This is a genomic window from Pseudomonas sp. AKS31, from assembly GCF_023634765.1.
GTDB lineage: Bacteria > Pseudomonadota > Gammaproteobacteria > Pseudomonadales > Pseudomonadaceae > Aquipseudomonas.
Map to the genome: position 1 here is coordinate 91,931 of NZ_JAMLFX010000016.1, position 11,344 is coordinate 103,274.

The 11,344-nt window shown below is 59.8% G+C and carries 12 protein-coding genes; 8 read left to right on the forward strand and 4 right to left on the reverse strand.

Features of this window, described 5'->3' with window-relative positions; all coding sequences use genetic code 11:
• The first annotated feature begins 289 nt into the window (after positions 1-289).
• The 3 genes from M9827_RS25260 to M9827_RS25270 are packed head-to-tail and all read left to right on the forward strand — an operon-like array spanning position 290 to position 2,914.
• Positions 290-1,276 (forward strand): ABC transporter substrate-binding protein, encoded by a 987-nt coding sequence (locus M9827_RS25260; RefSeq protein WP_250607858.1) that lies wholly within the window; start codon positions 290-292, stop codon positions 1,274-1,276.
• A gap of 10 nt (positions 1,277-1,286) precedes the next feature.
• Positions 1,287-2,090: an ABC transporter permease gene (locus M9827_RS25265; protein WP_250607859.1), complete on the forward strand. Its 804-nt coding sequence runs from the start codon at positions 1,287-1,289 to the stop codon at positions 2,088-2,090.
• Positions 2,078-2,914 carry an ABC transporter ATP-binding protein gene (locus tag M9827_RS25270; protein ID WP_250607860.1) on the forward strand — a complete coding sequence of 279 codons (837 nt, stop codon included), beginning with the start codon at positions 2,078-2,080 and terminating at the stop codon, positions 2,912-2,914. Before M9827_RS25265 ends, M9827_RS25270 begins: the two co-directional genes overlap by 13 nt.
• A gap of 148 nt (positions 2,915-3,062) precedes the next feature.
• Here the strand turns inward: M9827_RS25270 and M9827_RS25275 are convergent, their stop codons facing one another.
• The 3 genes from M9827_RS25275 to M9827_RS25285 form a co-directional block, all read right to left on the reverse strand.
• Positions 3,063-3,983, reverse strand: a complete 921-nt coding sequence (locus M9827_RS25275; RefSeq protein WP_250607861.1) for a WaaS/CpsH family glycosyltransferase — start codon at positions 3,981-3,983, stop codon at positions 3,063-3,065.
• Between the two features lie 43 nt (positions 3,984-4,026).
• Positions 4,027-5,106: an endonuclease/exonuclease/phosphatase family protein gene (locus tag M9827_RS25280; RefSeq protein WP_250607862.1), complete on the reverse strand. Its 1,080-nt coding sequence runs from the start codon at positions 5,104-5,106 to the stop codon at positions 4,027-4,029.
• 75 nt (positions 5,107-5,181) lie between these two features.
• Positions 5,182-5,856, reverse strand: coding sequence for a YciC family protein (locus M9827_RS25285; RefSeq protein ID WP_250607863.1), 675 nt, complete (start codon positions 5,854-5,856; stop codon positions 5,182-5,184).
• A 178-nt stretch (positions 5,857-6,034) separates the two neighbouring features.
• Here M9827_RS25285 and M9827_RS25290 point away from each other — a divergent pair, with 178 nt between their 5' ends.
• The 3 genes from M9827_RS25290 (at position 6,035) to M9827_RS25300 (ending at position 8,035) form a co-directional block, all read left to right on the forward strand.
• Positions 6,035-6,790, forward strand: coding sequence for a DUF2076 domain-containing protein (locus M9827_RS25290; protein WP_250607864.1), 756 nt, complete (start codon positions 6,035-6,037; stop codon positions 6,788-6,790).
• 138 nt (positions 6,791-6,928) lie between these two features.
• On the forward strand, positions 6,929-7,408 hold the full coding sequence (locus tag M9827_RS25295; RefSeq protein ID WP_007949802.1) for a LabA-like NYN domain-containing protein: 480 nt from the start codon (positions 6,929-6,931) through the stop codon (positions 7,406-7,408).
• Between the two features lie 21 nt (positions 7,409-7,429).
• Positions 7,430-8,035 (forward strand): 3'-5' exonuclease, encoded by a 606-nt coding sequence (locus M9827_RS25300; RefSeq protein WP_250607866.1) that lies wholly within the window; start codon positions 7,430-7,432, stop codon positions 8,033-8,035.
• Between the two features lie 129 nt (positions 8,036-8,164).
• Here the strand turns inward: M9827_RS25300 and M9827_RS25305 are convergent, their stop codons facing one another.
• On the reverse strand, positions 8,165-8,620 hold the full coding sequence (locus tag M9827_RS25305; protein ID WP_250607868.1) for an Lrp/AsnC family transcriptional regulator: 456 nt from the start codon (positions 8,618-8,620) through the stop codon (positions 8,165-8,167).
• 163 nt (positions 8,621-8,783) lie between these two features.
• Between M9827_RS25305 and yedA the strand changes: the two genes are divergently transcribed.
• Together yedA and rhlE1 are read left to right on the forward strand one after the other, a co-directional pair.
• Positions 8,784-9,719: a drug/metabolite exporter YedA gene (gene yedA, locus M9827_RS25310; protein WP_250607870.1), complete on the forward strand. Its 936-nt coding sequence runs from the start codon at positions 8,784-8,786 to the stop codon at positions 9,717-9,719.
• Between the two features lie 52 nt (positions 9,720-9,771).
• The gene (gene rhlE1 / locus M9827_RS25315) at positions 9,772-11,109 is read left to right on the forward strand and encodes an RNA helicase RhlE1 (RefSeq protein WP_250607872.1); all 1,338 of its coding nucleotides are present in this window, start codon (positions 9,772-9,774) and stop codon (positions 11,107-11,109) included.
• Positions 11,110-11,344 lie beyond the last annotated feature (235 nt).

The window sequence follows — 11,344 nt, forward strand, 5'->3', positions numbered from 1 at the left end:
TTGCCAGCGATAGCATTCTCCCAGTCGCCGAAAATCCACAATTTGCACCCACCTCGCGCACCCCCGCAATCCCCGCCCTTTAGCAGTGCGCACTACCCAGTTTTTTCATCATTTGCAGCCAACAATTTCCTGATTTTCCTCACCGCGCACATGGGCCACCATCGGTCTTGCCCGCCAGCCGAATGTTGTCCGCCCAAGTGTCCGTGAGAGACCAACGGCAGCAACTGCACAACGGCCGGTGACCGTACTGCCCATGACAAAACTAAATCAACAGCGTCGGGAGTGCTCCATGATCAAGTCCTTGTGTATTCGTCTCACTCATCCTCTGGCAATCACTGCCCTGGCTGTCACGGTCGCGACCAGCGCCCAGGCCGGCACCTTGTCCATCGGCCACACCACGTGGGTCGGCTACGGCACTCTCTATCTGGCTCAGGACCTGGGCTACTTCAAGGAAAACGGCCTGACCGTCGAATTGCCGGTGGTTGAAGAGGCGTCGATGTACATGGCCGCGCAGGCGTCCGGGCAACTGTCCGGCTCGGCGTCGACCATTGATGAAGTGCTCAAATACCGCCCGCAGTTCTGCTTCAAAGCAGTCGCGGCGCTGGATGACAGCCATGGCGGCGATGGCGTGCTGGTCGGCAAGGATGTGAAAAGCCTGCAAGAGCTCAAGGGCAAATCCGTGGCCGTCAACGAAGGTTCGACCTCGCAGTTCTGGCTCTCCTACTTGCTGAAAAAGCACGGCATGAAGATGAGCGACATCACCGTGCAGAACATGACCGCTGATGATGCCGCCACCGCGTTCATCGCCGGTCGCGTGCCCGCTGCCGTGACCTGGGAACCGCACCTGTCGATGGTGCGCGACAAGCAGCAGGGCAAAGTGCTGATCGACAGCAGCAGCACCCCCGGCGTGATCGTCGATGTGGTCGCGCTCAATTGCAGCGTGATCGAGAAGCAACCGGAAGACGTCAAGGCGCTGGTCGCCGGTTTGTACAAAGCCGTGCAGTACACCAAGGATCATCCGCAAGACGCTTACAAAATCATGGCCAAAGGTGTCGGCGGTTACCTGTCCGATCCGAAGGAACTGGCCGCCGCCGCGCAAGGCGTGCGTTTCTACGATCAAGCCATGAGCGAGAAACTTCTCGGCTCGCCGGGCAAACCGGGCGACAGCGCCGCGCTGATCAAACTGGCCAACGAAACCGCCAGCGAATTGCAGGGCAAACCTTACAACGTCAGCAACGACGAGTTGGTCGACAACCGTTTCGTCAGCCCGCGCTAGGAGTTTTGCCATGTTCAAGCGCAATTCATGGCTGAGCCGCAGCCTCACACCGAAAACCGCATTGCCGGTGCACGTGGTGTGGAGCGCCAGCGGTCTGGCCTGGGTGTTGTTGGTCGGCCTGTGGGCCGGGCTTTCTTATGGCGGCATCGTGCCGGGGATGTTCTTGCCGACGCCAGGCGCGGTGGTTGAAGCCGCCGTGCGCCTGGGCCGTGATGGCACCCTCGGCACGCATGTGTGGGCCAGTGTCGAAGTGGTGATGGTCGGCTTCATTGTTTCGTCGCTGGTGGCGGTGCCGTTGGGGTTGCTGATGGGCAGCTTTCGCATCGTCCAGGCATTCCTTGAACCGCTGGTGAACTTCATTCGTTACTTGCCGGTAACCTCGTTCGTGCCGCTGTTCATTTTGTGGATCGGTATCGGTCTGGAGCAGCGCGTTTCGGTGATCATTTTCGGCGTGTTCTTCCAGCAACTGGTGATGATCGCTGACGTGTCGAAGGGGATTTCCAAGGACTTGATCAACGCTTCTTACACCCTGGGTTCCAACCGCCGCGACGCGGTGTTGCACGTGATCGCCCCAGCCTCGGTGCCCGGTGTGCTCGACACATTGCGGGTCACCATGGGCTGGGCCTGGACCTATCTGGTGGTGGCTGAACTGGTCGCTGCGTCCAGCGGTTTGGGTTACCTGAGCCTGAAGGCCATGCGCGGTTTTCAGGTCGACGTGATTTTCCTCGCTATCGCGATCATCGGCCTGCTCGGTCTGATCACCGATCAACTGTTCCGTTTTCTCCGCTTGAGGGTTGCCGCATGGGCTCAGTGACTGCTGCCAATCATCGTTTTATCGAACCTGTTGCGACCCCGGCGCACGCCGCGCCGCGCTTGCAGGTGGACAAGGTCAGCCTGCGTTACAAGAAGCCCGACGGTGGCACGTTTACGGCGCTGGAGGAGGTGTCGTTCGAGGTTCCGGATCAGCAGTTCGCCGTGCTGGTCGGGCCATCGGGTTGCGGCAAGTCGAGTCTGTTGTACCTGACCGCTGGCCTGGCCGAGCCGACCTCCGGCGAGATCTACGTCGGCGGCCAGCAAGTGCAAGGGCCGGGCGCGGATCGCGGCATGGTCTTTCAGAGTTACACGCTGTTCCCGTGGCTGACCGTACGGCAGAACGTCGAGTTCGGCCTCAAGCGCCGCGGCATGCCGGCGGCGCGACGCAAGGAAATCGTCGATTACTACGTCAACGAAGTCGGCCTCGCCGGGTTCGCCGACAACTACGCCAAGCAATTGTCAGGCGGGATGATGCAGCGCGTGGCGATTGCCCGGGCGCTGGCCAATGATCCGCAGATTCTGCTGATGGACGAACCGTTCGGCGCGCTCGACAGCCAGACGCGTCTGCAGATGCAGCAGTTGTTGCTGCGGGTGTGGGGCAACAGCAAAAAGACTGTGCTGTTCGTCACCCATGACATCGACGAAGCGATTCTGCTCGGTGACCGGGTTTATGTGATGGGTGCCAAACCTGGACGGATCAAACAGATTCTCGATGTACCGATTGAGCGCCCGCGCTCACTGGACATGGTCATGGAGCGCTCGTTCATCGACATGAAACGGCAGATTTTCGGGCTGCTGCACGACGACCTCGAAGAGGTGCATTGATCCAACTGTCACAACACCTGGCCATTGTGGGAGCGAGCCTGCTCGCGAAGGCGTAGCGACAGTCGATAAATGGGGTGCCTGACACACCGCTTTCGCGAGCAGGCTCGCTCCCACAGGGTTTCGTGGTGGGGCAGCCGGTGGCGTGATTTTACTGCTGGGCAAACACGGTTTTGACCCATCCCCGCAGGGTGTATTTCTGGTAGATGTGTTCAGGTACATCGACGTACGGCTCGGTCATGAACCGTTCAGGAATCAGCGGGTTGGCCTCATCGATGACCAGAATGTTTGACGGGTTGTAGAAGTCATAGTCGACCACGCTGTTGTTGGTGGTGATTACTTTTTTCCGTGCGGCCATGGCCTCGAAGAAACGGAAGCTCAGCCCGGCCTGACCGGGCTTGGCAATGTCGAGAATGATCCGCGAACGTTTGACCAACTCACCCACCGACTCCAGTGACATTCTCTGTTCGAAAAAGGTGATGCCCGGATGTGCGCCCGGGATCGGTTTGCTCTGAACCAGAAGCCTGTAATCGGTCACCCCGAGGCGATCGAACTCCTGCGCCAGCCCTTCAAGTGCCGGCACCCGATCCTTGCCTGCCATCACTACCAACGCCGAGTATTCATGAGGCTCGCCGTCGGCGATGTAGTCGTCGTAAATGAAGTTGTAGAGCTTTTTCAGGCCATAGCTCTCAGCGTTCTCCGGATCGAAGGAAAACACCTCGTCATACCCGGCCAGTTCCTCGCGCGTTATCGGCCAGCGACTGAAACTGTCATAGAGGTAGGCGATCTTGCGGTCGGAGACCTTGAGTCCAGTGGCCAGTTGTTTTGCATCAATCTGGGCCGGGTTGATGATGAGCGCGACATCAAATCGTCCGCACGCAGCAATGGCTTTATTGAACTGGCGTAATTGCGCCCAGCGTTTCAGCGGGCGGCGCAAGATCTTCGGCGCTCGATCAAAGCTGTTCTGCATCGATGATGTGTCGATGAAGCACACGTCGTTGTCGATCATCAGGTAGTCCGCCAGTTTGCGCGCGTAACCCCCAATGTCCTTGCACACCAATAATATTTTCATGGGATTCCATATCGTCAATTCGGGCAGTGTTCCCCGGCCCTGCCTATGGTGCCGCCGGTAGCAGGAACCGAGCAATCACCGGCAGGTGATCGGAGATGCGTAACGTGTCGTCCTGGCGCACCGTCGCTTCGACCCGTTTGAGTTTCGGGCTGTAGAACAGATAGTCGACCGTACGATCCGGGCCATTGAGGCCGGGATCATTGGGGTAGTGGGTCAGCCACTGCGCACGGTCGATACCGCTGGCTTCGTTGTTGGTCGGGATCATCGGGTACTTGTCCCACAGCAGATGCAGCTCGCTGTCGGCGGAATAGGGCGTGCGCTGTTCGGCGGGGAGGCGACGATACTGGCCTAGCGGCAACAGGTTGAAGTCGCCGCCGATCAACCACGGTAGGCCCTGACTCTCGTATTTGTCGAGCACCTTGGCGACTGCGGTTACCTGCGCGAGCGAGGTGTCGTCCGGTTGGCTGGCACGCTCCAGATGCGTGTTGAACACGGTCAGTTGCCCGCCGTCACTCAGCGGCAGTTTGGTCGCGAGCAAAGCATCTTTCGGCTGGAACTGACGGCTGATGAAATTGGCGGAGGCCACCGGCAATTGCAAGCGTTCGGCGTGCTCGATGCGGTAGCGGCTCAGGGTCGCCAGTTGTCGCCCGACGCTGCCGTAAATATGCGGATCGGGGACGAATTCGGCTTTCCAGTCGAACGCACTGGCGCTGCATGGATAGAGGTCGGCCACGCGTTCCTGCAACAGCTTCAGCTGATCCTGATAGTCGCTGGCCTTGGCGCCGTCATCCAGTTCCTGCAACAGCACCACATCAGGCTGCTCATCGCGGATCACCCGCGCCACTTCGTCGAGGCTGAAAGCCATGTCTTCCAGGGTCGGCGCTTCATCACTGCCCTGGGCCAGATCATTCCAGAACACGTAGCGTTTGCCGGCGAGGTACTGCACATTCCAGGTCATGACTTTCACTGCCTGGCCCGGCACCAGCGTCGGTGGCGTTCCCGTGCAACTGACCGGCAGGGTTTCGCGGGCGTCCGGGCGCCAGGTCAGGCTGAACATCAACCCGCCGATCACGACGATGGCGAGCACGACAAGCAACAGGGTGTAGCGCAGTAGGCGGGTCATGGCTCGGCTTATGGCGTTACAGAAAGTGGCCCCGAGCATACCTGACGGCTGTCTCGAAGCCCAAGCGCAGAGCGGTCAGATTACTCTGTCACGTTTGTCAGGCAATTCGCTGATCAACATGAACAGGCGGAACAACACCACGCTGGTGAACAGTTGCAGGAAACTGTGAGCGCTGTCGATCAGAATGGCGATCACAGGATTCTGCGGCTCGGGGTACACCGCCAGCGTCGCGCCTTTGAGCAACCACAGCGGCGTCATCACACAGAGAATGCACAGCAGGATCCGCCAGAAATGCCCGCGGGTCAGGCGCAGGCTTTCTTTCATCGCCTGCAATGGCCCCATGCCGCGCAGCACCAGCAGGTATTCGCCGAACGCGAGCATCACCATCAACATCAGGCCTGGCAGGAAATACAGCGACAGGCCCAACAGAATCAGCAAGGTGTTCAGCGCCGTGAGCAGGGCGAAACGCGGCCACAGGGTGGCGGCCATCGCCAGCAGATCACGGTTGCGCGGCGCCTCGCCACGGCTGCGCGCATCGAGAAAGAGGATCAGCGCCGCGGTGTACAGCGGATACACCAGCAGACCGACGACGATACTGATCGCCGAAATGTCTTCCGGCCCGCTGGCGTGATCGACCACTTGTTGCAGAAACGCTTCGAAAATCACCAGCGGCAGGCACAACCGCACGATGCTGCCCAAATGGCGTTTGAAAAAATACAGAGAGTCGCGCAGCACTTCGAGGGCATTCATCAGTCGGTATCGCAGGTCGAAAACAGTGGCTCACTTTAACCGATGATGGCTGGCGCGACACAAACGTAAACATTCGGTAAAGCTCATTGAAACATCCTGTCACTGTCTCCATTACGGGAGAGCACCTTGTCCACAGTGGACGAGGGCAACGTTATCCCCGGCAATCTACGAGGTCGCCATGAACAGCGAAGAGCAAACCCTGATCGATGGACTGTTTTCCCGGCTGCAACAGGCCGAAACGGAGGCAGCCCCGCGCGATGCCCAGGCCGAGGCGCGGATCAAGGAACACCTGACCCGCCAGCCGGCGGCAGGTTATTTCATGACCCAGGCGATTCTGGTGCAAGAGGCTGCGCTCAAGAGCCTCGACGAGCAGAACAATCAACTGACTCAACAGGTTCAGCAGTTGCAGGCCGAACTGCAATCGGCCAAGGCGCAGAGTGCGGCACCCGCGCCGAGCGGCGGCGGTGGTTTTCTGTCGAGTATTTTCGGTGGCAGCCCGCGTCCGGCGCCGACCCAGAGTGCCCCGGCCTCGACTGGCGGCTGGCGTGAACCGGCACCGCAGCAGAATTATGCCGCCCCGGCGCCACAGCAGAACTTCGGCGCAGCGCCGCCTAATTATGCGCAGCAAGCGGCTCCGGCAGCCGGCAGCAGTTTCCTTGGCGGCGCCTTGAAAACCGCTGCCGGTGTCGCGGGTGGCGTGATGCTGGCACAGGGCATCAGCAGCCTGTTCCATCACAACCAGCAGCCGGAAGAAATCGTTGAAGTGATCAAGGAAGAGCCGGCGCAAGTCGCGGACCAGAGCAACAATGGCTGGGGCGATGATCAGCGTGTGGCCGATAACGGCTTCTCTGGCAATGACCAGGGCGGGTTCACCGACACCGACTACGGCAACGACAACTCCTCGTTCTTTGATGATGACGATTCCTTCGTCTGATTCACCATTCGTCCGGAGCCCCTGAGGGCTCCGGGCCGATTATTCGCGGAACCTTCCTTCGGACTGGCATACTGGGCGCCTTTTTCGGGCCAGGCGCCTGATCCCGCTTCGTGCGCTTGCGCGCCCACAGGAACTCCGGTGAAAAAAATCGCAGTGTTCGCCGACGTGCAGAACCTCTACTACACCGTGCGTCAGGCCTATGGTTGTCACTTCAACTATGCCGCATTGTGGGCCGACATCAGCAAGGACGGGCAGATCGTCGAGGCCTACGCCTACGCGATCGACCGCGGCGACAGCAAGCAGCAGCAATTCCAGCAGATCCTGCGCAACCTCGGTTTCACGGTGAAGCTCAAGCCCTACATCCAGCGCAGCGACGGCTCGGCCAAGGGCGACTGGGACGTAGGCATCACCCTCGACATCATGGACGCCGCCGACCACGTCGACGAAATCGTCCTGGCCTCCGGTGACGGTGATTTCGACATGCTGCTCGAACGCATCATCAGCAAACACGGCGTGCAAGCGGTCGCCTACGGCGTGCCCGGCCTCACCGCCAACTCGCTGATCCGCGCCGCCAGCCGTTACGTGCCGATTGAAGGCGCGCTGCTTCTAAAGAATTGATTTGACGGAGTACCACCCGGTTTGGAACGCATTGCAGTCATCGACTTTGAAACCACCGGCCTGTCGCCGAACAGCAGCTGCCGCGCCACGGAAATCGCCGTGGTCATGCTGGAAAACGGCCGCATCGTCGAGCGTTACCAGAGCCTGATGAACGCCGGCGTCCGCGTTCCGGCGTTTATCGAGCAACTGACCGGTATCAGCAACGCCATGCTGCGCACCGCGCCGCCGGCCGAACGGGTGATGGAAGAGGTCAATGAGTTTGTCGGCTGCACGCCGCTGGTCGCACACAACGCCTCATTCGACCAGAAGTTCTGGGACTTTGAACTGGGGCGGATCAAACGCACGCGGTTGCAGAACTTTGCCTGTTCGCTGCTGCTGGCCCGGCGGTTGATGCCGGCGGCGCCGAATCACAAGCTCGGTACGCTCACTACATTTGCGCGGCTACCGCATACGGGGCAGGCTCACCGGGCCATGGCGGATGCCGAGATGGCGGCCAATCTGATGGCGCATCTGACGGAAGAGTTACGGCACAAGCACGGTGTCAGCGAGCTATCGCACGACCTGCTGTGCAAGTTGCAGAAAGTCCCTGCCGCGAAAGTCATCGAACACCTGCAGCGCTATCGCTGATTCCCAATCCAGTACACAACCCCTGTGGGAGCGAGCCTGCTCGCGAATACGGTTTTCCATTCAACATTGATGTTGTCTGATACACCGCTTTCGCGAGCAGGCTCGCTCCCACACGGGGCATCATCGTTCTCAGGATTTGCCGTTGTTTTCGATATGGCCTAACGGCACACGCTTTTCGATCGCGCTCGACAACACAATCGAGGTCTTGCTGAAGCCGAACTTCGCTACCCGATTGATCAACTCCTCCAGCTCCGTCATCGAACCCACCGCGGCTTTCATCATCACGCACGGATCGCCTGTCACTCGGAAGCACTCGGTCAGTTGCGGAATTTTCACCAGTTCGTCGTAGACCTTCTGGCTGCCGTTCTGGTGCAGGCGCAATTCGATCATGCACTGGATCGGCAGGCCGATTTTCGACAGGTCGATTTTTGCCTCATACCCGGTGATCACCCCGGCTGCCTCTAGCTTGGCTACGCGCTCGGCGACGGCCGGGGCGGAGAGGTTCACTTTGCGCGCCAGATCGGCGTAGGACGCACGGCCGTTTTCGAGCAGGGCGCTGAGCAGCATGCGGTCGTATTTGTCCAAGGCCGGACTCCTGAAAATGCCAGACTTTCGAAATCGTGGTTTATCCCGCCGATCTCCGTGTTTTCTAAAGTGTACCGGCGCTATAAACAGGTTTTGTAACTTATTTTTGCTCGTGCGCCTTTCTAGAATAATCCATCCACCGAGCCTGACTTTCGAGCTGCCCATGCCTGCCTTGCGCCGTTTTTCCTTGCCGCTGATCGCCGCGTTTTTTGCGTTGTATGTTATTTGGGGATCGACCTATCTGGTGATCCGCATTGGCGTCGAATACTGGCCGCCGCTGATGCTCGGCGGGGTGCGCTTTGTGATCGCCGGCAGCCTGATGTATGCCTTCCTGCGTTGGCGCGGGGCGCCGGCGCCGACCTGGGCGCAATGGAAAGCGGCGGGGATCATCGGCATTTTGCTGCTCAGTTTCGGTAATGGCGCGGTAAGCGTGGCCGAGCATACCGGCGTGGCTTCCGGTGTTGCGGCATTGGCGGTGGCGACGGTGCCATTGTTCACGTTGCTCTGTGGATATTTCTGGGGCGCGCGTAATACTCGTCTGGAGTGGGCCGGGGTGGCGTTGGGGATTATCGGCATCGCCATGCTCAACATGGGTTCCAACCTGCAATCGAGTCCGATGGGCGCGGCGCTGCTGATTTTTGCGGCGGCGACCTGGGCGTTCGGTTCGGTATGGAGCAAACATCTGCCGTTGCCCCAAGGCGCGATGGCCAGTGCGGTGGAGATGCTGGTCGGCGGTGTGGTGCTGCTGATTGGCAGTGCGGCGAGCGGTGAACACCTGCAGGCGCTGCCACCGATTGAGGGCTGGCTGGCGCTGGCGTACCTGATCTTCTTCGGCTCGATCATCGCCTTCAACTCTTATATGTACCTGCTCAAGCACGTGCGTCCGGCAGCCGCGACCAGTTATGCCTACGTCAACCCGGCGGTGGCGGTGTTGCTCGGGATCGTGTTTGTCGGCGAGACCATTGGCATCGAAGAAGCCTTGGCGATGCTGGTGATTATCAGCGCGGTGGTGTTGATTGGCTTGCCGCAGTGGCGTCGGCCGGCACAGCCACCAGTCGTGGCGTCGACAGCCGTTCCCACAGAAACGCGTACGAATTAGGGTAAACTGCGCGCCATTGCATGCCTGCGTTATTTTTTCCTACGGTACTCCCATGACTTTCGCCTCCCTTGGCCTGATCGAACCCTTGCTGCGCTCTCTCGAGACGCTCGGCTACCAGACCCCGACGCCGGTTCAGGCGCAAGCCATTCCGGCCGTGCTGGCCGGTCGTGACCTGATGGCTGCCGCACAGACCGGCACCGGCAAGACCGCCGGTTTCGCTTTGCCGCTGTTGCAGTTGCTGGCCATGGAAGGGCCGAAAGTCGCTGCCAATTCGGCGCGTGCGCTGATTCTGGTGCCGACCCGCGAGCTGGCCGAGCAGGTTCATGAGTCTGTGCGCCAGTACGCCGAAAACCTGCCGCTGCGCACTTATGCGGTTTACGGCGGTGTCAGCATCAATCCGCAGATGATGAAGTTGCGCGGCGGGGTCGATGTGCTGGTCGCCACGCCCGGTCGCCTGATCGACCTGTTCCGCCAGAACGCGCTGAAACTCGATCAATTGCAGACTCTGGTGCTGGATGAAGCCGATCGTATGCTCGACCTGGGCTTCTCCGAAGAACTGGCGAACATTTACCGCATGTTGCCGAAGAAACGTCAGACGCTGCTGTTCTCCGCGACTTTCTCCGATGATATCCGCCTGCTGGCCGGGCAGATGCTTAACGATCCGCTGAGCATTGAAGTCAGCCCGCGCAACGTCGCGGCCAACACCGTCAAGCAATGGGTAGTGACGGTGGACAAGAAGCGCAAGGCCGAACTGTTCGTGCACCTGATGCGCAAGAACAAGTGGAAGCAGGTGCTGGTGTTTGCCAAGACCCGCAACGGCGTTGATGCACTGGTGGAAAAACTGCAGGGCCTCGGTGTCAATGCCGACGGCATCCATGGTGATAAACCGCAGGCGACCCGTCAGCGTGCGCTGGACCGTTTCAAACTCAGCGAAGTGCAGATTCTGGTGGCCACCGACGTGGCTGCACGGGGTCTGGATATCGAAGATCTGCCACTGGTGGTCAACTTCGACTTGCCGATTGTGGCTGAGGACTACATTCACCGAATCGGCCGCACGGGGCGTGCGGGCGCGACGGGTGAGGCGATCTCGCTGGTGTGCGCGGATGAAGTGAACATGTTGTCGGCGATTGAAATGCTGACTCGCCAGACCTTGAAGCGTCAGAACGAGCCGGATTTCGAACCTGAACACCGCGTGCCGGATACCGATGCCAGCGGTCAGGTGATCAAGAAGCCGAAGAAACCGAAGAAGCCGAAAGCTTCAGGTGGTGGCGGCAAGCGCAATCTGGGCAAGTGGGTCGACAGCGGCGAGACGCAGGCGCCGGAGCCTTCGATCAAGCCTGTGCGTAAAGTGCCGGTGTTCAATACCGGGCCGCGCAAGCGCAAACCTTAAAGTCAAAAGCCCCTCACCCTAACCCTCTCCCGGAGGGAGAGGGGACTGACCGAGTTGGATATTCGAAATACGCCGACCTGATCTTGCAGGGTTGAATCCATAATCGACTCGGTGTTTCAGGTCGATGTTGGACGCCAGACACCTCGGTCGGCCCCCTCTCCCTCTGGGAGAGGGCTGGGGTGGGTAAAGACCGGGTACATCCTTTACGTTTGAGACCGGGGACATGGTTTACAGG

Bases quoted from the DNA above. Each gene is read 5' to 3' on its own strand.
- M9827_RS25260 (WP_250607858.1), top strand. From the start codon at position 290: ATGATCAAGTCCTTGTGTATTCGTCTCACTCATCCTCTGGCAATCACT.
- rhlE1 (WP_250607872.1), top strand. From the start codon at position 9,772: ATGACTTTCGCCTCCCTTGGCCTGATCGAACCCTTGCTGCGCTCTCTC.
- yedA (WP_250607870.1), top strand. From the start codon at position 8,784: ATGCCTGCCTTGCGCCGTTTTTCCTTGCCGCTGATCGCCGCGTTTTTT.
- M9827_RS25280 (WP_250607862.1), bottom strand. From the start codon at position 5,106: ATGACCCGCCTACTGCGCTACACCCTGTTGCTTGTCGTGCTCGCCATC.
- M9827_RS25265 (WP_250607859.1), top strand. From the start codon at position 1,287: ATGTTCAAGCGCAATTCATGGCTGAGCCGCAGCCTCACACCGAAAACC.
- M9827_RS25275 (WP_250607861.1), bottom strand. From the start codon at position 3,983: ATGAAAATATTATTGGTGTGCAAGGACATTGGGGGTTACGCGCGCAAA.
- M9827_RS25270 (WP_250607860.1), top strand. From the start codon at position 2,078: ATGGGCTCAGTGACTGCTGCCAATCATCGTTTTATCGAACCTGTTGCG.
- M9827_RS25290 (WP_250607864.1), top strand. From the start codon at position 6,035: ATGAACAGCGAAGAGCAAACCCTGATCGATGGACTGTTTTCCCGGCTG.
- M9827_RS25285 (WP_250607863.1), bottom strand. From the start codon at position 5,856: ATGAATGCCCTCGAAGTGCTGCGCGACTCTCTGTATTTTTTCAAACGC.